Below are 19,705 nucleotides of genomic sequence, written 5' to 3'. Positions count from 1 at the left end.
GAGGAGGATATGTTTCAATGGCTAATGAAAAGATGTTTGATACGTTTACACTTCCAAACGGAGTGACATTGAAAAACCGCGTCATGATGGCGCCGATGACCAACTATGCGGCAGAAGAGAATGGTGAAGTTTCGGAAGCGGAACTCGCTTATTATGCAGCACGTTCAGGCGGCGTCGGTGCAGTCATCACAGCTTGTGCCAACGTCACAGCGGATGGACAAGGTTTCCCGAATGAATTCGGCGCAGAGCGTGATGAACTCATTCCAAGCTTAAAACGTCTTGCAACAACAATCCAAGACAAAGGCGCAAAAGCCATTCTTCAAATTTTCCACGCAGGCCGGATGGCACCACCAGAACTCGTCGGCGGGCAGACGGTCAGCGCGAGTGCTGTAGCGCCAGAACGTGAAGGTGCCATGACACCACGTGCACTCGAAGCAGAAGAAGTCGAAGCCATCATCGAAGCATTCGGTCAAGCGACGCGTCGTGCGATGGAAGCTGGATTTGATGGTGTTGAAATTCATGGTGCAAATACGTACCTGATTCAACAATTCGTCTCACCACACTCAAACCGTCGTGATGACAAATGGGGGGGCAGCCTTGAAAAACGTTTGGCATTCCCACTTGCTGTCGTCGATGCAGTCGAAGCGGTCGCAAAACAAGACCCATCGTTCATCGTCGGATATCGCTTCTCACCAGAAGAAATCGAAAACCCGGGGATTACACTAGAAGACACAATGCAGCTCGTTGATGTGCTCGCTAAAAAAGACTTAGACTACCTGCACGTCTCCGTCATGAACTTCTTTGCTGGTTCGATTCGTGATGAAAACGAAACACGTTCACCAATCACACTCGTTCAAGAGCGTGTGGGACAACAAGTTCCAGTCATCGGTGTCGGATCACTCCACACACCAGAAGAAGTCGAACGTGCCTTGACAGAAGTGCCGCTCGTCGCACTCGGTCGTGAATTAATCATGGAACCGAACTGGGTCGAAAAAGTCGAAGCAGGAGACGTCGCGTCGATTCGGACAGAACTTGATCCAACAACACAAGCAGAACTCGTGATGCCGGATGCACTGTGGCAAGGAATTATTAGCCGTCCAGGCTGGTTCCCGATTAAACAAACAACAAACTAAACAACGCGCTTAAAAAAAGGAGGATTCGACGATGTAGTCGAGTCCTCCTTTTAGCATGCAGACGTTTTAAAGCGCGTTCCGTCGTGGATCGCTTCCAAAGCGAAAAGCAACCATGAGCGTCATCTTATTGTATCCGAACAAATCGCCTATGAAATAAGAATTAATAAGCGACTTGTCCCATTCGTACACCACAAAATTCGTGGAGGGTGACGGGATGGTCAAGATTTGTCCGGTCGAGCATATCGTTTAGCAACAATGCGCAAATGTAGGCATCTTCCTTTGCATCGTGGTGTTTAAACGATACACCTAAAAACTCGGCCATCGTGTTCAATTTATGATTCGGCAGCCACGGATAAAGTTTACGGGATAGCTTGACGGTGCAGCCATATCGAAATGCGGGGATTTGATACAAGTCATACTTTTGAATTGCTTTTTGCAGAGCACCCATGTCAAATGCTGCATTGTGTGCAACAATCAGTTCGGCACCGGCAATCAAATCATATAAGCCGTGTTGTTCCATCGCTTCCGGTAAAGCAGGTTCGTTCCAAACGTCACTCGGACGGATGCCATGGACCCGAATATTTCCGGCATCGAATTCTTCTTCTGGATTGATCAAGACTTGATTACTCGTAACGACCTGACCGTTCGCGAGGACAGACCAACCGAATGCACAAATACTGCGACTGTTTCGATTCGCTGTTTCAAAGTCGATGGCTAATGTATAGGGTTGTACCATAATCATCACTCCTTTTCTTAGAGCATACCGTATTCAGACTTAGAATGCATGTTCGTATTTCGGCCCAAGCATCTTTTTTTCCTCAAGAAACCCGCTCACATGACATGTGAACGGGACGGCGATGATAATTATTTAGCTTGAACGGCTTCAGGTGCTGGGTCTGTATATTCTTGGGGTTTAAAGAGCATGACCCGGTCGCGATAAGCAAAGACACTCGCAGTCAGGACTGCCATCAAGTCAGCAATCGGAAAGGCGAACCAGACACCGCTGACGCCGAAGAACATCGGTAAAATCAACACGAGTGGAATCGTGTAAAGTGTTTGACGTGATAAAGAAAGGAAAAGCGCGACACGGGCTTTCGCGAGTGATTGATACATGCCGTTAATGATCATCTGAATCCCATAGACAAACGAGACGGCGAAAAGAATCCGCATCGCGGTCGAACCATCATCGAGCAGTGCGGTATCATTTGTGAACATTCCGACCCAGAAGCGTGGGAAGAGTTGAATCAATAACCAAAGTGTAATCGATAATGACAGACCGTACCGCATCGCAAGTTTGATGGCGAGCGACATGCGGTCGAATTGTTTCGAACCAAAGTTGTAGCCGACGATTGGTTGCATCCCTTGGACGATTCCCATGATCGGCATCCCGACGAGCGCCATGAATTTGTTGATGACGGCGAAGGTCGCAAGTTCCGTCGTCCCCCCGTATCGGACGAGCATATGGTTGACGGTGATGAACAAAATCGATTGGGAAACTTGCATGATGAAGGACGACGAACCGATTTGCGACATCCGGACAACAAGCTTTGGTTCAAAACGGAAGGCTTCACGGTCTAATAGGAGACTTGTCTTTTTCTGTTTCGTAAAGAAGAACCGGAAAATCAAAATGGAACCGACGATTTGAGCGACGACGGTCCCGAGTGCCGCTCCTTTAATGCCCCAATCGAATCCGAAGATGAACAAAGGGGTCAAAATCGTATTAATCGCGACAGTTGTCAACATGACACGCATTTGATAGTTGGCGCGTCCTTCTGCCCGTAACATCGCACTTGATGCCATCGTCAACATGAAGAATGGGGAACCGAACAGCAAAACACGCAAGAAATCGATGCTGTATGGCATGATTTCATCGGTTGCCCCGAAGACACGCAACAATGGCTCGACGAAGATGAAGGCGGAGACGATGGCGAGCATACTGACGACGAACACGACCATCAAGACATTCGCATATGCGCGACTGGCTCCGATTAAATTTTTTTGACCGAGTCGTTGGGAGGCAATCGCGGCACCGCCGATTCCAAGTGAATTAGCAATCGCCATCAAAACGAGTTGGACGGGAAACGCGATTCCGACGGCAGCGACAGCAATCGTCCCAATTCCTTGGGCGACAAAAATCGTATCGACGATGTTATAGAGCGCAGTGACGAGCATACCAATCATCGCCGGGAGCGATAATCCAATCAATAATTTATTGATGGGTGCATCTCCCAGTTGGGCAGTATTCTTATTCATCGGTAGGAGAGCCTCCTTTAAGGTAAGTACGTTGACTTTTACTCAGACTAGTCGCTTGGGTCGGCAGATGCAAGAAATCACTCCAGGCAATGTGCAAAGAGGAACTGTTCTGTCCTTGTGACGAATCGGTATGAAAACAAAAACACTCCGACAAAAGTACAGTGACGGAGTGTTTGCGCGTTAAGAGGGTAACGGTAAATAGCCTTTTGAGTATTCGAAAGCGAGGAAGAGAATCGCTCCGAGTGCCAAATAGGCAACTAACGTAATCGCTTGTTGTTTTTTCGGCATCTGGTGGTACTCAACCGATTTTTCCGCTTCAAGCAACGGTTCGATGCGTTGGTCGAGTCGACGCAGCAAGGCATCGTAATCATTCGCCGAATCATATTGATAGCGTAAGAGTTCGTCAGCAGCTGGTTTTGCTTCTTCCGGACTTGCACTCCGCAGACTTTGCAAGTCATGGCGTAAAGTCCATGCAATCGGATCATAGCTCGATGTAGCGGAGACTGTAGTCTCACCTGAGTCGAGTTGATCGCTCTCAGCCGGTTCAGCGATTGGCTGTTGTTCCTGTTCCGCTTTTGCTTGTAAAACACGGTTGCGGGCTGCCCGGTACAACATCAGGACGGATTGATTGTCTTCGTATTGTTTCGCAAAACGGTACCGTTTCCAGACGGCACTGCCGCCGAGGAAAGCGATCAACAATAAGATGATGCTGAAATGGGTGAGACCGTAGGCAATCAGGGCAGCGAGTCCTGCAATCCAGACGACGATCGGCAGACCAGCTAAAATCCGTCCGCCATCGAGCGGACTGACCGGGAGTAAATTGAATAGATTGAGCAGGGCACCTAAGTGGAAGATAACGAGCCAAAAATCATTTCCTGTCACGGCATATCCAATCAAAAGCGGGATAAGGGAGAGCAGTCCGGCGAGCGGACCCCCGTAGGCTAAGATTGCTTCTTGTTTCGGCGTTCGGAATGTATCTTTGATCCCGATGACGGCCCCCATGAACGGAACGAAAATCGCTGGTCCCGTCTTAAAACCCAGGAGTTTTGCAGCAGCTAAATGTCCCATCTCATGAATGAACAATAGGTAAAGCAAACCAACACCAAACCAAACACCAAAAATTTGGGCATAAAAGAGAAGCGAAATACCGAACGAAATCAGCGTTCCTCCGAACTTCGAAAATTTTAAGAGTGCAAGGACGACCTTTCCTTTCGAGAGCAAAAATGCTCCGGCGACGGCAAGGCCTCCCCAACGTTTTTTATCCATCATGAATTCCTTCTTCCATAAATATGACGTTCTGTCTCTAGTGTACGCCAAATTAAGAAAAAAAGTTTCATTTGCCGCCGGTTCAGTCTGTTTCCCATATCAAATCGTTTTGAGGATCTTAGCAGGGTTTCCACCCACGACCGTATTCGCAGGGACATCTTTAACGACGACGCTCCCGGAAGCGATGACCGCATTATCGCCAATCGTCACACCGGGATTAATGACAGCTCGTCCGCCGATCCAGACGTTATCCCCGATGACGACGGGTTTGCCGAATTCATACCCACTATTTCGTTCGACAGGATCTAACGGATGCGTCGCTGTATAGATATGGATGCCCGGAGCAAGCATACAGTTGTCACCGATCGTAATCGGGCAAATGTCGAGCAGCACACAATCGTAATTGGCATAAAACCGGGCACCAAGCGTGATGTTGTAGCCATAATCACATTTAAAAGACGGTTCGATGTAAAAATCCGTTTGTTCCGTCCGGAAAAGTTGTTGCAGGAGAGATTTTCGGTCGGGCAGCTCTTCGATGCTCAGTTGGTTGAATTGATGACAAAGCATCTGCGCCCGTTTCCGGTCCGCCACGAGCTCCGCATCCCCGGCTAAATACAACTGACCTTGAATCATCTTTTCTTTTTCTGTCACATGAATCATCTCCTAACGGTATGTATATCTTCATTAGACTAAATCGGACGGGGAGAAGCAACTGATACCAAAAAAAGCGGTTTTGATGTCGCCATCAAAACCGCTTTTTACTCTGGCATTCAATTAAGCAAGTTCAATTCCGCCTGTCACACCATAAATTTGTGCCGTGACATAACTGGCATCGTCAGACGCGAGGAAGACATAGACGCTCGAAAGTTCGACCGGTTGACCACTTCGTTTGAGTGGTGTTTCTTGTCCGAATTCCGGAATGTTTTCGCTCGGTTGACCACCCGAGATTTGAAGTGGTGTCCAAATTGGACCCGGTGCGACCGAATTAACGCGGATGCCTTTTGGCGCAATTTGTTTCGCGAGGCCGCGTGTGAATCCATTGATGGCAAATTTTGTTGAGGCGTAATCAAGTAAGTTCTCACTCGGATTGTATCCTTGAACAGAAGTTGTCGTGATGATCGAAGCGCCTTCTTTTAGAAGTGGGAGAGCGGCTTTAACGACCCAAAACAGCGAGAAGACATTAATTTCATATGTTTTCCGGAGTTGTTCTGTTGACAGATCCATGATGTCCTCGACAGCTTGTTGTTTTCCGGCGACGAGTGCAAGGATGTCGAGTCCGCCAAGTGAATCATGTGCCTCTTTGACAAGTTGCTGACAGAACGATTCGTCACTTAAATCACCTGCGAGTAAGTACGCTTTTTGACCAGCTGCTTCGACAAGTGCTTTTACTTCTTCTGCATCTTGTTGTTCTTCCGGGAGATAGTTCAGGAAGACATCTGCTCCTTCACGGGCATAAGCAATCGCAGCAGCACGTCCGATTCCTGAATCACCGCCTGTAATCAACGCTTTCTTACCTTTTAGTTTACCTGAACCTTTGTAGCTTTCTTCTCCACAATCCGGAAGGGGTTCCATTTTTGCCTGGACAGCCGGTGGCTCCTGATACTGTTTTGGGAAATCATCGTTGAAGTGTTGTGTAAGTGGATTTTTAGACTGTGACATGAACTGATTCCTCCTAGGTAGTGGTTTGATTTGCATAAGAAGTATGTTCCCTGTCATTTCACGTTTAAACGTCAACTTATTAACCAAGTGAAGTTTTTATTAGAGCGAAAAGGTTGCTCGATAAGGCTATAGCAACAAATAACTGAATGCGAACGAAGGGCGAATAAAAAAATCGGAGTCCACAGGTGTGAACTCCGATTTTTACTAAAGATAAGGTGGATGAGCGATCAGACGCGTTCTGCTGTCAGCTCTTTCATCCCTTGTAGAGCTGCTTGATTCAGTAAGTTCCACGGTTTGTTGTAGTGCGGTTGGAAGAAGAAGTCGACGAAGGCCAGTTCTTCAAGCGTCATTTCATTTTGAATCGCGACCGATAACGTATTCATCGCTTGCGTCAAATCGACCTTCGAAATAATTTGGGCACCGACGACGCGATGAGAGTTTTGTTCAAAAACAAGTTTGAGTTGGACGTCTTCTGCAGTCGGCATAAATTCAGGTCGATACGCATCTGTGACGGTTGTACTCATGACTTCTAGTCCAAAGAATGGAGCAGCATCTTCCGTGACGCCGGTCGACGCGATATTTAAGTCATATAACCGGAGACCGGACGTCCCTTGCGTCCCTTGGTAACGAATCGTCGGGGCAAGTAAGTTTTTCCCGACGAGCGTTCCCATACGGACGGCATTCGTCGCGAGTGGAATATAGGCATGTGTCCGGGCCGGATTGTAGTAGACGGCACAGCTGTCACCGGCAGCAAAGATATTCGGATTACTCGTCCGCATATAGTCGTCGACGATGATGGCACCGTTCGGTAACATATCGATTTGTCCTTTTAAAAGCTCCGTACTCGGACGGAAACCGACACAAAGAATGACGAGATCGGTCTCGAACGTTCCTTTGTCCGTGACGACTTGTGTGACGTTGCCGTCTACGCCGGTAAAGCTTTGAACAGTCTGGTTCAACTCGAGCTGAATGCCGCGATCTGTCAATTCACTTTCAATGATATCCGTGAATGAACGATCGAGGTATTTATTTAAAATCCGGTCGGCACTGTCGATGAACGTCACTTCTTTGCCGTATGCTTCAAACGCTTCAACGAGTTCAGCACCGATGTAGCCGGCACCGACAACTGTAATCCGCTCGGCATCCGTTGCTTTTTTGATGATGGTTTGAGCATGGTGGTAGTTTTTACAAAGTTCGATTTGATTCAGTTCAATGCCCGGTAACATCGGAATGATTGGCCATGAACCTGTTGTCATGATTAATTTGTCGTACGTATCGTGAACGGTTTCACCCGTCAGAAGATTTTTCGCAAGAATCGTTTGGTTCGTACTATCGATTTCAAGGACATCATGTTTCAAGCGCATCGTTGCTCCGAGGTCAGCCAGCTCGTCAGGTGAAGAGTAGAAGAGTGACTCGGCATGCTCAACGACGCCACCGACGTGAAGGGCAATCCCGCAAGAGAGAAATGAAACGTTATCGTTTCGTTCATAGACTGTGATTTCAAGGTTTTCGTTCGTTGCCGTAAGCTCTTTGACTGCTGCTGTTCCTGCATGTGTACAACCGATGACTGCTACTTTCATGAGTAAAGTCCCCTTTTTGTTTAATTGTGATATTAATCACATTCGATTTGATAACCTTAGTGTAATACTTCACAATGTCGGTTTCAAGTAGTTTGTTCATAATTGAGCATAGTTTTGTCTGAATTGTGAAATTGTGAACAAAGAGGTAATGACTTATAACGTTTTTGTTAAAAGTCCGTAAAAATGTTTTAGTTTCTGAAGTTCGGGTTATAATAAGATGGAGAACTAAATGAAAGGGTGGAAACCGATGGATACCGAGAGGACCGATCATCTATTTAGCTTACCTGATTTTTAGCATCGCTGGTCTTACGTAAACAAGACAGTAATGGTTAAAAAAATCAGGGAGAGCGAAAATAGATGAATACCCAAACGGCAACAATAAAACCTCTCCCATGGAAGATACGGGAGAGGACAATAAAACATGAAACGAATCGCAACCATCTTAGCAGGAACGTTACTTATGGCGTTCGGCTACTATACTTTGAATGAACAGTTTGGATTAGCAGAAGGCGGATTTATCGGGTTATCTTTATTAGGACGGTATTTCTTTGATATCAATCCATCGATTTCGATGATCGTGCTCGACATTCCATTCTTTATTGGAGCACTTTATTTTAAAGGAAAACGCTTTGTCAGTGAGGCACTTGTCTCAGCAGGTGCACTATCGCTCTTTTATGAGATGTGGCATCAGCTCGATTTGTTCCATTTCCCGGAACAGGCCTGGCCGGCAACGTTAATCGCCGCCATTGCGAGTGGGATCATCACGGGATACGGACTTGGTCTTGTGTTGAAGAGTGGTGCTGCGACCGGCGGTGACGACCTTTTATCAATGGGCCTTAGCAAAGTAACAGGTTTATCGATCGGGACGATTTTATTTAGTCTCGATGCAATTGTTCTTGTCATTTCACTCGTCTACTTGCCAGTCAGTTTGACGCTTTATACGTTACTTGCAGTTGCCATCGCGGGACGCGTCGTCTCAGTCATGACACGCGAACCGGTTACTGTACCAGTAGTTAGACCAGCGCCACAACTGAAATAAATAAAATCCTTCCTGACATCAGGAGGGATTTTGTTTTAGGATAAAAAGAGATAACGAGAAGGGGGCTACCCAATGATTAGACAAGCGACTGCGGAAGACGCCGATCAAATCGCACCTTTGATTGAACAGGCGATTCATGAAATTGCCGAGACACTGACCGGAACGCAGGAGAAGGAATTGATTTTGGAACGGCTTGGGCTGTTTGTGACACAAACGGGAAACCGGTTAAGTCACGAGAACATTCTCGTCAAGGAGCTCGATGGGCGCGTCGTCGGCATCGTCATCGCATATGCGGGAGTGGATGCAGCGCAGTTGGATGAACCGATTAAACGTCAGCTCCTCGCGTGGACAGGTCAAGAGATACAAATTGATCAAGAGACGGAAGGAAACGTCTTTTATCTCGATACATTGTCGGTCGATCCGGCATACGGCGGAAGAGGAATCGGGTCTGAGCTGTTGCAGGTAGTAGCGGACGAAGGAGAGAAGCGTGGATTACGCGCGTTTACGTTAAATGCCGATCAGACGAATGCTGGGGCGCAACGTCTCTATCGACGTCTTGGATTCGTCCCGGTCAAGACGATTGAAATCAGTGGCGGACAATTTGATTACATGGAACGACCGTATGCAACTTGAATGATGAGTGAAGTACTTTGAATTCATTTCAAGATTCGTTGATACGCAGACAAGACTTCGCTTTCCGCGGGCGAAACGTGAGCCTCCGCGTCGTCTGCGCGACTTACGGGGTCTCACCTGTTCCGCTTTTCCCGCAGGAGTCTTCGTCTTGTCTGCTTCTCAACGACGTTTTGTTAAGCTGTTAAAATCCATCCATCAAGAATCTGAAATCAAAAAATCACTCGCTTCACGCGACTCCTACAGGAAAAAGCTCAAGACGACTTGCGCTGTCAGAGACAAACAAGACCCGATTTTCTGCCTCATGGAGGCAGGAAAACTGGCTTGTGTCTCGCCTGAGGAAAGCGCGTGGAAAAGAGTGATTTTTTATTTTCAGATTAATTAAGTGGCGATGATCTGTGACTCGTTGGATATCACTTTAAAAAACGCTGTAACAGAACGGATTCGACAGGCGTAATCTGCTCTTTCAAGCGGGAAGCTGCACACAGCCGTAAACAAGCCTCGAATGCGGTGACTTTTCTGATGCGCTTAAAATAACAGACACGATACAAATGACTGAGGATGAATCGGGAAATGCATTCTGCCGGATTTCGTAAAGACATTCGTCCTCCATAGCGAATCAACAAAAAAGTACGGGCGACGTCCATCAGTGGATTGCCGATGGAGGCATCCATCCAATCGATGACATAGACGTTTTCTTTAACAAGCAACAGATTATACGGGTGAAAATCACCATGACACAAAGTATGTCCCGCTACAAGTGTAGTGTGAGCGGGATACCGTTCTTGAAGACGCGGTAACCCGCCGACGGATAACCTGTGAAAGTGCTGGTGTAAGGTGACCATGATCGTCATGTAGCGGAGAATCCGAACGGGATGACGTTTCATCAAATCTCCGAGCGCTTCACCCTTTAAATACTCCATTCGAATGGAATGATCAACTTGATTATAAACACGAGGTGTCATCGGAAAGTGGTTCTGGATGGACAGATGATTTTGAAATTCCTGCTGGACCGCTGCATGCGGAACGTGTGCGTGAAACTGCTTTCGAACAATCGCCGCAGTTTCTTTTTGAATCGTTGCCGTGTTGCCGGTTCCAATGATATTCATCCCAATCCGCTCCTTATCGTAAGATCATCCGGTACAACCGCGCCTCCGCATCCTCCGGTTCAAACCGGGGGTCACTCGTGAGGCAGAAAACCTCCGTCACTTCAATCGATACATCTGCCACCCGCAACTGTTTGAGTAATCGTCCGGTCAGGTAAACTTCCGCTGATTTAGGCTCCGCCCGCCATTTGCTGACAGATCCAATCGGAACGATCGTAGCGTCAGGACGTGCCATCAAAAACTGGCGGTCTTCTTCATCCGTAAAGATGGTCGCTGACGCCGGTAAACCGGTAATGGCATCCGCCAACTGGATAGTTGCCGGTTCAATTGTCGCTTGGCGGTACAAGGCGATACTTCCCATCACCAATTGAATACATAAAAATGGGACGAGCCAACGCACTGACAGATGGCGAACAAGCAGGAAGACGAGCAGTAAGACGAGAGGTAAAACATGGCGTGGTTTATCAATGTTTTGGGCCAACCAGACCCAAAGGAAATAACCAGTACCGGTGACGCTCCACCAAAGAGGAAGCGGACGGATTCGTTGGCAGAACAAGAATAGCCCTGAAGCAAGACCGAGCCAACTTGTAAATCCTAAACCATGCCAAACGATTTGTTTGAGTGTCAATCCAAGTCGTTCAATCAACGAGGCTTCGTCCGTTTGTGCCGTACCGCCCCAGTCCGAAAAGTGACCCGTCACGAAACTGAGTGACAATTGAGCGAAGGACGCGGGTCCCCCGACCGAGAAGGCGACCGGTAACAGCCAGGCAAGTTGTGCCAGGAGTAACGTCGCCAGTTCGGACAGGAGTTGCCAGTAGTCTTTTCGGGTTTGCCAAAGTAAAAAGAGTAACACGATTCCGAACGGCGCATAGGATAATCGTGTTGCCATCGACAGTCCGAATAAGAGGTACGGCAAAAGACGGAAATGACCGTGCCGAGCACGTTCGACACTCCACATGAACCAACAGAGGACACCAAGTGCAAGACCGTCCGACATCCCGGTCGCAGAGATGACGACGAGTGAAGCAACCGAGATGACAGTGAAAGCAGCTAGTAAACGTGCCGTATCAAACGACTGACGTTTTAACAGCAAATATAACGGAATCAGTCCGCTCGTGAAGCCAAGCGTCGAGACGATGCCAAGCGCACGGACGGGTTCAAGCCCGAGTCGTGTGAGACCTGTCGCGAGTAAGATGAAAAACGGGTACCCCGGAAAATGTGGCTGCAAATTCGCCAAATCATACTGTCCAACCGCTAACGTAAAGTTGGCGATGTCGTAGCTTGCGACAAACGGGCTGACCAGATAAAGATGAACACCCAGCAATAGTGAGATGGCAAAACAGAGCGTGAAAAAAAGCGATCGTCCAAGTAGACGATCGCTCCGAACGGTCAAGAAACCTCCTGAAGTTTTTTGGCTGCTTTTGGTGTTCGATTTTGACGCATCAGCATGAAACCGGCAAACGCGAAGTAGCCCCACCAGGCGATCACTTGCTCAAGTGATGGATTATGGCTGTAGCCGAACATCGCACCCATAAACGTACCGATTTGTCCGCTGATTAATGTCGGATTGCCTGTATCGCGCAAATATTGAATTTGGTCGATGTAGTGTTCCGGCATAAACCCGACGATGTTATACAAGGCTGCCGGTGTTCCATCGGCATTCGTCAATAGGCTTCCGAGCAGTCCAAGATCTTGGAAACGTCCAATCGTTTGGACGAGCATGCCGGCAGCAATGAACAGAATCAGGATGCCTGTCACTTGGAAGAAACGTTTGACTGGAATCTTCATCGTTCCGGAAACGAACAGGTAACCGAAAATGAGTGCGAGCAAGAGACCAGACACGGCACCATAACTCGTCAAGACTTTCTCGATTTCACCGCCGGAAATGGCAGCGAAGAAGAAAACCGTCTCGATGCCTTCTCGGACGATGACGAGGAACGAATGGATGATCATCGTGATGGCACTGCCTGTCGAGACCGCCGCCGCGACTTTTGCTTGCGAGGCCTGTTGGTTTTCTTTAGCCTCTTTCCCCATCCAGAGCACCATGTGTGTCAGTAAGATGACGGAGATCATCATGATACCAAGACGCAAGTACGTGTCGCTGCCGAAGCTTGCGAAACTCGTAAAGACGACTTGGAATAAAAAGGCGACACCGAGGCTCGCGAGCAGCGCAAGTCCGACTCCGGCATAGACCCATTTTTTATATTGCGGTGCGTTGAGTCGATCGAGATAGCCGAGAATCAAACCGACGATCAAGACAGCTTCGAGACATTCACGAAGCGTAATTAAAAACGCTTGAAAATCCATCGTCCTTCCTCCCTAATCAGTGATGTTGACGTTTCTTTTTTCGTTGACCGATGATGACGATGACGATTAGAACGATGACAAGACCAATCGCAATCGTTTTCCAAATCTCATCTGTTCCGAAGGATTGTCCGAAAATCGAATCCTCTTCTTCAAATAAACCGGTTTTTTCTTCTCCGGGTAAAACGAATAGTGGTGTAATTGTATCTTCGATTAATGCAATGTTTTGATCAAATGTTTCTTTATCACTCGCTTTTTTCCCGACTCCGAACAGTCCGGGGTTCCCGAGCGCAGTAAGTGCATCGTCAAACGCAGTATACAATGCATCGGACGTTTTTGCATCTGTGCTTTCTTTGACATAAGGAGCAAGTACATCATATGTGCCGCGTGCTTTCGCAAGTAACAGCTTCGCCTGTCCGAAGTCTTCGAACTGCTCATCCGCAAAATGAAGACGACGTTCGATGTTTTGACGTAAGGCAACGCGATACGCCTGTTTGGCATTCTCTGCGTCTTCTTCCGCTAACGCAGCATCAATTTTTTCCTTCGCTTCAGGGAAGTAAAGTTTAAATTCTTTATCATACGCGTCAATCGTTTCCTTCGCAAGTGCATAATCTTTTTGATCGAGCTGTTCCTCAAATTGTTTGTAAGCTTCCGCAAAAGCTTCTTTGCCCGGGTCACCATAGCTGTAAGCAAACGCCGATAAAGGAGTCGCGAGGAGACAGAAGAAAACAACGACCGGAAGGACTAAACGTTTTATCATCCGAGATGCTCCTTTCGTTCAAAACGTTCTTCAATCGGTAGTGCAACGATTGGTCGACGCCACTCTTTGTAAATGGCAGGGACCACACGTTGAATATAGTTCAAGCGGATAAAAGATTTTCCTGATTCACGTACCCGGTAACGAATCGGTACTTCTTTCAGACGGAATCCTTTACGGACGAGATTCAACGTCAAGACTTGCGCGTAGTTGTAATCGTGGATGATTTCCGCGTGTTTGCAAGCAGCGCGTGAGAAAGCACGCATCCCGCTTTGTCCGTCATGAATTTTTCGTTTCAGTAAAACACATTGAAGCCACGTAAAGACGTGATTCCCAATATAGCGATAGAGGCGCATTCCGTCAATCGTCCCGAGGAATCGTGATCCGAAGACATAATCCGCATCGTTCGCTAAGATCGGTCGAACGACGTCCGGAATTTGATCGGCCGGGTACTCGTTGTCCGCATCAATCATCACGGCGACGGTCGCATCATGGTCATAAGCGCGATACAATCCTTCGCGGACCGCAGCGCCAAGACCACGATTTTGTTCGAACCGGTAGACTTGAGCACCGTTCAGGGTTGCGACGGTCGATGTAGCATCGGTCGATCCATCATCGATGACAATCGTTTCGACGGGGATTCCGTCAATCTCATCCGGGATTCGTTTTAAGACGAGTGGGAGAGAGGTTTCTTCATTGTGAGCCGGAAGGAAGACGACGATTTTCTTCATGAGCGTTCCTCCTTAAAAGCTTCCGTCAACAATACGCCACGACTGTCGTGCGGGATATCGGCACCAAGCAACTTCGTAATCGTTGGTCCAAGCGACAGGATATGCCGGTGTGTATCGACCTTGCGACCAGCATGAATGTGTTTGCCATACATCCAAAATGGGACGAAACGTTCTCCTTCGTCGAGGTGACCATGCCCGCCGATCCCGTCGGCTTGACCATGATCGGCCATGACGATCAGTGTCGCATCGTCTAACTTACCGAGACGATCGAGTTCTTCACAAAACTCTGCGAGTAGCGCATCGGCTTCCTCGATTTTTTGAATATATTCCGAGTAGAGCGTCCCGCGACTATGACCGGTTTGATCCGTTCCGATTAATTGGATTGCAAGCAAATCCGGATCTTCTTCGTGAACGATTTGCTTGGCCCGTTCGATGATGTTGCGGTCGGCGACATCATTATGCATGACGGCTGTCACGGTACTGACGTCGGTCGAACCGAACGCATCGACGAGGTGGGCAATCCCGAGAATCTTGCCGGATTTATTGACGGCACGCAACCGGTCGAAGACGGTATCCGTTTTGACACCGGTCGTATTCCAGACCATGTTGGAATGAATTCCGTGATCTTCCGGACGTGCTCCCGTGAACATCGAGCTGAAGCAGACGACTGTCCGGGCCGGGTAGACGGTTTCCATATTCGTATATTCCGTTCCTTCTTGACGCAATCGCTCGAGAAACGGAGTGTTCGCAGCCATGTATCGGTCTTTTCGCATCCCGTCGACAATCAAGACGTAGACTTTGTCTGAAGTCGGCAAGCTGACGTCTTTTGTCGGCTCAGTCGGAAGTTTCGGTTTCCAGTCGAAGAGATAATGGTGGAGAATCCAAGCAAATAGTAACAATCCGGCAGGGAACAAGACGTACGACCAGTCAAAGGTCGGATTGATTGACGCTGTTTGCCAGTAGGCAAGTAAGAGTGCGACTTTCGGTAGTTGTTCTTGCGCGTTACCACTCGTCGAGTCACTGTTCTTGAGGACGAGTTTCCAAAAACGCGTGAAGTTGAGCCAGTCCGTTCCAATCCGTAAATGGTAATAAATCGTTCCCCAGAAGAAAATCGTGAAGAAGAAATAAAGACCTGCTCCGTAAGCGAATAGGGGCAGGAGCCGTGTATCCGTTCCTTCAAGGAATAACCAGACGATGACGGGCATCCATAAATAATTACGAAGGAACAGCGGGAAATCAAATTTCCAGTACAGTACGAATAAAGGCAACGTCACTAAAAATCCGAAGCCGGCACCGCTCAGTGTCTGTTGGAACAAAAGGCAGTAGCTGAGGAAGACACCGATTGTAAAAATCGGGGTGAATGGTTTTCCTTCATTCAACAGATTCCACATACGGGCTGCGACTTTTTCAAAACGTGAAGCACTTTTCATGAAGATCCTCCTTTCTGTTGATTCTTGAATTGGCGAAACAGTAATGTGACACTACGGTGATGTCTGCCCAAAAAATACAAAGGTGCGATGAAGGCGAACGCATATTTGAACGTGTGCGTCATCAAGGCAAGTTCATAAGGATGGTCGACGCCTGCCGTCTGTAGAACCGTTCCCATGGCGAGCTCATACGTGCCGAGACCACCGGGGGTGAATTGAGCAATTCCGGACAAGACACCGGCACTCATCGCGATTAAGACGAGGGGGAAGGGAAGGACAGCGTTCACGCCTAAGAATAAGCAGTAAACGGCGCCCGCTTCCAAACACCAAGCGAGTGTGCCATACCCGATTAATGCGTACATCGTCCGTAAAAAAGGGCGGACGACGACTAAGGCGAGTACACCGAGCACAATCGCGATACCTGCAGGAAGAGCTGTTTTCGTCGCGAGCAAGCCGAGCGAGACGAAGAGTCCGAGGACGACCAAATCAATGCCGCGCTGTGCGACAAGGATTGCCGTTGTCCGTTTTAAGGGACTAGCGATGGCACGTGCCGTCAGCAGGCGAACACCTTCGCCGAGTTTGACGGGTGACAAGTGATTGACGGCAAGGCCGAGATAGAGGCTCGTCAAATAGATTGGCAAGGGTGCCTGCCGCTGATCAGCCACGCGCCAGGCGACAGCGCGGACATAAAAAGCACCTGCATACAACAAGCTTGCGAGTAGCGTCCAGTAAGAGCGTGAAAGGGTGCGCAAGTAATCATAGAGGACAGGTAACTCGAGCACGAACCGAATTAATAAAAAAACAACCGCAAGCGTCAAGAGGACGCTTGCGGTTGTACGGATTACATGCGCCCGAGATGCCATGTAATCATCCGCTCGAGTCCTTCATTCAAGGTAACGGAGGGCGTGTAGTCGAATGCTTGTCGTGCAGCTTCTGTATTACTCCATGTCATCGAGACATCTCCTTCTCTTTGCTCGGTGAACGTTACCGGAACACCGTATCGCTCACTGAGGGACCTGGCAATCGTTCGGACCGACTCCGGTCGATTCGCCCCTAAATTATAAGTCCCGATTGCGCGCGCTTGAAGTGCTTGTTCCATCCCGCGTGTAATGTCATCGATGTACGTGAAGTCGCGTACCGGGTCACCGAACACGACAAGTTCTTGACCACGAAGCGCTTGTTCGATGAAGCGGTAAAGCGCCATATCCGGGCGCCCGGATGGTCCGTAGACCGTAAAGAAGCGGAAGATCGTAACCTGTAATCCATATAGGTTTTGATAGGCATTACAGAACGTCTCGGCACTATACTTTGCCGCGGCGTATGGACTGACGACTTGACCGGTCGCCTGCTGTTCGCTCAACGCACCTGTCTGCTCCCCGTAAACCGAAGAAGAAGAGGCAAACAAGACTTGCTGAATCTGATGTTGTTTTGCCGCTTCAAGGACGGTCACCGTCATATCGATATCTTCTTTGATGTAGCGATGCGGCTCACGTAAAGATCCGGGAACGCCAGGTAAAGCAGCAAGATGGAACAGGGCATCGAATTGACCGGATGAACACCAGGCATCGAGTTCGACGTGGACATCTGCTTCACAGATGTTTACGCCAAGTCGTGTCAGCTCCGCTGCCCGTTCGCGTTTCAAGTCGCTTGCATAATAATCGGTGAAGGCATCGATGATCGATACGGTATGACCACTAGTACGCAAACGAGTTGCAAGTGCAGCACCGATGAAGCCAGCGCCACCCGTAATTCCGATGTTCAAAGGAAGTTCCTCCAATCGTCTTGCTTAGTTGAACGTATCGAGCGCATCGACGATTTTTTTGCTCACCGTTTCCGCTTCTGCGTCATTTTTTTCGATGAGATCGTACCATGTGTTAGCGTCAGCAAGAACAGCGTCTGCCTCTTCTTTACCGAGACGATTTTCGAGGGTCGGCTTCATCGCGATGACGAACATGTTTGCTTCCATCGCTTCGACACGTGCTGTATCGACATCTTTCGCTTCGAGTGCTTCCATTGCTTCTTCATGGTAACCGACGATTTTCTTCGTCAATGCTTTGGCGAAGAGACCTTCGATCTCTTCATAAGAGACGTCTGCTGGTTTTGTTTTTGAGAAGTCATACCGTTCTTTTAGTTTCGCGACGGCGGCTTCATCGCCACCGGCAAGTGACTCTTCGATTGCGAGTAAGAATCCGTAGCCTTCTGCTTGTTCCATTTGTAACTCTTTTTCGTCGGCACCGGATTTAGCGCCATCTTCGATTTTTTGTGCATAACCGAGTGCTGCGAGATAGAATGAACGGTAAATCGACTTATCCGTCAACTGTTTTGCGACTTTAAAGTCAGCGACGTTTTCAGCCGAGATGGCGTCTTCTTGTGCTGCGAGACCGGACGTGATCGCTTGTGCGATGGCTTCTTCGTTTTTGAAGTCATAACTCGCATCGCGCTTTTCGGCTGTCGGGATGAAGACAGTTTCCGCCATGTTTTTGATATTTCCTAACGTCGCCATGGCGTCATCTGTTTTTCCGGCCGCGACTGCTTCTTCTGCTGTTGCTTGCATTGATTTTTGGAGTTTATAGAAGTAAGACTGAAGTCCTTTATCGACAAGCTGACGGGCAATGTTCTCATCCAAATCCTTTGATTCGACGCCTGCGAGGGCAGAAGTGACGACTTGTTCGATTTCAGGAGCAGCAGTTGCGACGCCACCTTTTAACTTCGATTCATAACTCGTCTGGACCATCTTCCAATCGATGGCTTGTCCTTCTTTCGCTTTATCGAGTTCTGTCTTGATTGAGCTGAAGAGTGTCAATTCGTCCGTTAATGTCGTTGCGGCGATTCCGGCATTCGTGTTTTTATCAGACGTTTGCTCCGTTTTGTCTTCTTTTGGAGCTGTCGTTGTTTCTTTTTCATCCGTTCCGCAAGCTGCGAGTAATCCGGCTACCATAAAGAGTGACGCTACTTTAAATCGTTTTTTCATCTGTCTCATTCCCCCAGGAAAAATAAAATTATCTACAAAATGATGTCGTTTTCACAATTCTCACTATAACGAGAATAATTCTCATTGTCAATTGAACTTAAAACAAAAAAATGGCTCCAGAGAAATCTCCGGAGCCATTTTTTTTAAATATAAATTATTGAATTTGGTCATACAATTTCGTTAAATACGCGTACACTTCGTCAGAGGCTTGGAACATCATGACCGAGTGGCCGAAGATGGCAGCCGGGTTGAAGCCGTGATCTAAGTCGATTGTTGAAGCAATCGTTACGTCGCGATCGCTATCGAGGACGACGCGGAAGTACTTGAACTCTTGGTTGAAGTCATTGATTGCGTTTAAGATAGGAAGATCTTCGACACCGTCTGGAACGTGCGTAACGGTACGAGCGAATAACTCAACGTCCGTCGTCGTTTTACTGAAGACGATCATCATCATCGGCTCAGCGCCAGCTGGTGTTTTTTCTTGTGTCATAAAGAAGACGTGTGTTTCATTTTCACGTGCTTCCATTGGAATGCCTTTTTCGACTAAGAACGCTTGGAATGCTTCCAAGTGTTGTTGTTGAACTTCCGTTACCCCGTTTTCGTTTGTTCCTTCTTGATTACGTTCTGGGTGAAGCGGTGTGACCTTGTTGTCCTCATTCGTTTCGTTCGAGTTACGGTCCTGGTCCATTTTAAATCCCCCTTATAGATACTGTAATCTCAGTTTCAAGCATTTTAAGAGGAATTGCAACTAATGTCCGTTATCATTTAAAGAAGAAACAGTTTGAAAATAAGACAAGTATGTGAAATGTAGAGCAAACTACTTGAAACCACATACCTTAATGGGTATAT

At 48.0% G+C, this 19,705-nt stretch carries 19 protein-coding genes; 3 read left to right on the top strand and 16 right to left on the bottom strand.

Annotation, left to right across the window (positions count from 1 at the left end; translation table 11 throughout):
* The first annotated feature begins 17 nt into the window (after positions 1 to 17).
* On the top strand, positions 18 to 1,133 hold the full coding sequence (locus tag KNQ02_RS09995; RefSeq protein WP_214766408.1) for an NADH-dependent flavin oxidoreductase: 1,116 nt from the start codon (positions 18 to 20) through the stop codon (positions 1,131 to 1,133).
* A gap of 160 nt (positions 1,134 to 1,293) precedes the next feature.
* Here KNQ02_RS09995 and KNQ02_RS09990 read toward each other — a convergent pair whose 3' ends face one another.
* The 6 genes from KNQ02_RS09990 to KNQ02_RS09965 all read right to left on the bottom strand — a co-directional run bounded on the left by KNQ02_RS09990 (position 1,294) and on the right by KNQ02_RS09965 (position 7,891).
* Positions 1,294 to 1,869: a 3'-5' exonuclease gene (locus KNQ02_RS09990; RefSeq protein WP_214766410.1), complete on the bottom strand. Its 576-nt coding sequence runs from the start codon at positions 1,867 to 1,869 to the stop codon at positions 1,294 to 1,296.
* A 128-nt stretch (positions 1,870 to 1,997) separates the two neighbouring features.
* Positions 1,998 to 3,386, bottom strand: coding sequence for an MATE family efflux transporter (locus KNQ02_RS09985; RefSeq protein WP_088838116.1), 1,389 nt, complete (start codon positions 3,384 to 3,386; stop codon positions 1,998 to 2,000).
* 180 nt (positions 3,387 to 3,566) lie between these two features.
* Positions 3,567 to 4,652 carry a site-2 protease family protein gene (locus KNQ02_RS09980; RefSeq protein WP_214808355.1) on the bottom strand — a complete coding sequence of 362 codons (1,086 nt, stop codon included), beginning with the start codon at positions 4,650 to 4,652 and terminating at the stop codon, positions 3,567 to 3,569.
* Positions 4,653 to 4,751: 99 nt separating this feature from the next.
* Complete coding sequence (locus tag KNQ02_RS09975; protein WP_371816420.1) at positions 4,752 to 5,303, bottom strand: maltose acetyltransferase domain-containing protein; 552 nt, start codon at positions 5,301 to 5,303, stop codon at positions 4,752 to 4,754.
* A 123-nt stretch (positions 5,304 to 5,426) separates the two neighbouring features.
* On the bottom strand, positions 5,427 to 6,311 hold the full coding sequence (locus tag KNQ02_RS09970; RefSeq protein ID WP_088838112.1) for an SDR family oxidoreductase: 885 nt from the start codon (positions 6,309 to 6,311) through the stop codon (positions 5,427 to 5,429).
* A gap of 227 nt (positions 6,312 to 6,538) precedes the next feature.
* On the bottom strand, positions 6,539 to 7,891 hold the full coding sequence (locus KNQ02_RS09965) for an FAD-dependent oxidoreductase (RefSeq protein WP_214766414.1): 1,353 nt from the start codon (positions 7,889 to 7,891) through the stop codon (positions 6,539 to 6,541).
* A 421-nt stretch (positions 7,892 to 8,312) separates the two neighbouring features.
* On the opposite strand from KNQ02_RS09965, the gene KNQ02_RS09960 reads away from it, so the two are divergent.
* On the top strand, positions 8,313 to 8,930 hold the full coding sequence (locus KNQ02_RS09960) for a YitT family protein (RefSeq protein ID WP_088838108.1): 618 nt from the start codon (positions 8,313 to 8,315) through the stop codon (positions 8,928 to 8,930).
* 72 nt (positions 8,931 to 9,002) lie between these two features.
* Complete coding sequence (locus KNQ02_RS09955) at positions 9,003 to 9,563, top strand: GNAT family N-acetyltransferase (RefSeq protein WP_214766416.1); 561 nt, start codon at positions 9,003 to 9,005, stop codon at positions 9,561 to 9,563.
* 410 nt (positions 9,564 to 9,973) lie between these two features.
* Here the strand turns inward: KNQ02_RS09955 and KNQ02_RS09950 are convergent, their stop codons facing one another.
* From KNQ02_RS09950 to KNQ02_RS09905, 10 genes are all read right to left on the bottom strand, one after another.
* A complete protein-coding gene (locus KNQ02_RS09950; protein WP_214808353.1) occupies positions 9,974 to 10,669 on the bottom strand; it encodes an aminoglycoside phosphotransferase family protein in 696 nt (231 codons plus the stop codon).
* Between the two features lie 13 nt (positions 10,670 to 10,682).
* On the bottom strand, positions 10,683 to 12,059 hold the full coding sequence (locus tag KNQ02_RS09945) for a hypothetical protein (protein ID WP_214808351.1): 1,377 nt from the start codon (positions 12,057 to 12,059) through the stop codon (positions 10,683 to 10,685).
* Positions 12,056 to 12,973, bottom strand: a complete 918-nt coding sequence (locus KNQ02_RS09940; protein WP_088838100.1) for an FTR1 family iron permease — start codon at positions 12,971 to 12,973, stop codon at positions 12,056 to 12,058. The genes KNQ02_RS09945 and KNQ02_RS09940 overlap by 4 nt, the downstream gene beginning before the upstream one ends.
* Positions 12,974 to 12,989: 16 nt before the next feature.
* On the bottom strand, positions 12,990 to 13,730 hold the full coding sequence (locus KNQ02_RS09935) for a hypothetical protein (protein WP_088838098.1): 741 nt from the start codon (positions 13,728 to 13,730) through the stop codon (positions 12,990 to 12,992).
* Positions 13,727 to 14,458, bottom strand: coding sequence for a glycosyltransferase family 2 protein (locus KNQ02_RS09930; RefSeq protein ID WP_088838097.1), 732 nt, complete (start codon positions 14,456 to 14,458; stop codon positions 13,727 to 13,729). The genes KNQ02_RS09935 and KNQ02_RS09930 overlap by 4 nt, the downstream gene beginning before the upstream one ends.
* Positions 14,455 to 15,888 carry an alkaline phosphatase family protein gene (locus KNQ02_RS09925; RefSeq protein WP_088838095.1) on the bottom strand — a complete coding sequence of 478 codons (1,434 nt, stop codon included), beginning with the start codon at positions 15,886 to 15,888 and terminating at the stop codon, positions 14,455 to 14,457. The genes KNQ02_RS09930 and KNQ02_RS09925 overlap by 4 nt, the downstream gene beginning before the upstream one ends.
* Positions 15,885 to 16,748 carry a lysylphosphatidylglycerol synthase domain-containing protein gene (locus tag KNQ02_RS09920; protein ID WP_214766420.1) on the bottom strand — a complete coding sequence of 288 codons (864 nt, stop codon included), beginning with the start codon at positions 16,746 to 16,748 and terminating at the stop codon, positions 15,885 to 15,887. Before KNQ02_RS09920 ends, KNQ02_RS09925 begins: the two co-directional genes overlap by 4 nt.
* Positions 16,727 to 17,647: an NAD-dependent epimerase/dehydratase family protein gene (locus tag KNQ02_RS09915; protein WP_214766422.1), complete on the bottom strand. Its 921-nt coding sequence runs from the start codon at positions 17,645 to 17,647 to the stop codon at positions 16,727 to 16,729. Before KNQ02_RS09915 ends, KNQ02_RS09920 begins: the two co-directional genes overlap by 22 nt.
* 24 nt (positions 17,648 to 17,671) lie before the next feature.
* Positions 17,672 to 18,856 (bottom strand): hypothetical protein, encoded by a 1,185-nt coding sequence (locus tag KNQ02_RS09910; RefSeq protein ID WP_214766424.1) that lies wholly within the window; start codon positions 18,854 to 18,856, stop codon positions 17,672 to 17,674.
* A 154-nt stretch (positions 18,857 to 19,010) separates the two neighbouring features.
* Complete coding sequence (locus tag KNQ02_RS09905; RefSeq protein WP_088838088.1) at positions 19,011 to 19,544, bottom strand: type III secretion system chaperone family protein; 534 nt, start codon at positions 19,542 to 19,544, stop codon at positions 19,011 to 19,013.
* Positions 19,545 to 19,705 lie beyond the last annotated feature (161 nt).

This window comes from Exiguobacterium sp. s102, assembly GCF_018618635.1.
Taxonomy (GTDB): Bacteria; Bacillota; Bacilli; order Exiguobacteriales; family Exiguobacteriaceae; genus Exiguobacterium_A; species Exiguobacterium_A oxidotolerans.
Note: the sequence above shows the minus strand (reverse complement) of the source record. Positions and strands in the feature narration are given on the sequence as shown.

What these genes read in the sequence shown, in the direction of transcription:
- KNQ02_RS09985 (WP_088838116.1), bottom strand. Translation starts at nt 3,386, where the DNA reads ATGAATAAGAATACTGCCCAACTGGGAGATGCACCCATCAATAAATTA.
- KNQ02_RS09990 (WP_214766410.1), bottom strand. Translation starts at nt 1,869, where the DNA reads ATGGTACAACCCTATACATTAGCCATCGACTTTGAAACAGCGAATCGA.
- KNQ02_RS09995 (WP_214766408.1), top strand. Translation starts at nt 18, where the DNA reads ATGGCTAATGAAAAGATGTTTGATACGTTTACACTTCCAAACGGAGTG.
- KNQ02_RS09925 (WP_088838095.1), bottom strand. Translation starts at nt 15,888, where the DNA reads ATGAAAAGTGCTTCACGTTTTGAAAAAGTCGCAGCCCGTATGTGGAAT.
- KNQ02_RS09950 (WP_214808353.1), bottom strand. Translation starts at nt 10,669, where the DNA reads ATGAATATCATTGGAACCGGCAACACGGCAACGATTCAAAAAGAAACT.
- KNQ02_RS09930 (WP_088838097.1), bottom strand. Translation starts at nt 14,458, where the DNA reads ATGAAGAAAATCGTCGTCTTCCTTCCGGCTCACAATGAAGAAACCTCT.
- KNQ02_RS09905 (WP_088838088.1), bottom strand. Translation starts at nt 19,544, where the DNA reads ATGGACCAGGACCGTAACTCGAACGAAACGAATGAGGACAACAAGGTC.
- KNQ02_RS09910 (WP_214766424.1), bottom strand. Translation starts at nt 18,856, where the DNA reads ATGAAAAAACGATTTAAAGTAGCGTCACTCTTTATGGTAGCCGGATTA.
- KNQ02_RS09940 (WP_088838100.1), bottom strand. Translation starts at nt 12,973, where the DNA reads ATGGATTTTCAAGCGTTTTTAATTACGCTTCGTGAATGTCTCGAAGCT.
- KNQ02_RS09955 (WP_214766416.1), top strand. Translation starts at nt 9,003, where the DNA reads ATGATTAGACAAGCGACTGCGGAAGACGCCGATCAAATCGCACCTTTG.
- KNQ02_RS09920 (WP_214766420.1), bottom strand. Translation starts at nt 16,748, where the DNA reads ATGGCATCTCGGGCGCATGTAATCCGTACAACCGCAAGCGTCCTCTTG.
- KNQ02_RS09935 (WP_088838098.1), bottom strand. Translation starts at nt 13,730, where the DNA reads ATGATAAAACGTTTAGTCCTTCCGGTCGTTGTTTTCTTCTGTCTCCTC.
- KNQ02_RS09960 (WP_088838108.1), top strand. Translation starts at nt 8,313, where the DNA reads ATGAAACGAATCGCAACCATCTTAGCAGGAACGTTACTTATGGCGTTC.
- KNQ02_RS09980 (WP_214808355.1), bottom strand. Translation starts at nt 4,652, where the DNA reads ATGGATAAAAAACGTTGGGGAGGCCTTGCCGTCGCCGGAGCATTTTTG.
- KNQ02_RS09970 (WP_088838112.1), bottom strand. Translation starts at nt 6,311, where the DNA reads ATGTCACAGTCTAAAAATCCACTTACACAACACTTCAACGATGATTTC.
- KNQ02_RS09965 (WP_214766414.1), bottom strand. Translation starts at nt 7,891, where the DNA reads ATGAAAGTAGCAGTCATCGGTTGTACACATGCAGGAACAGCAGCAGTC.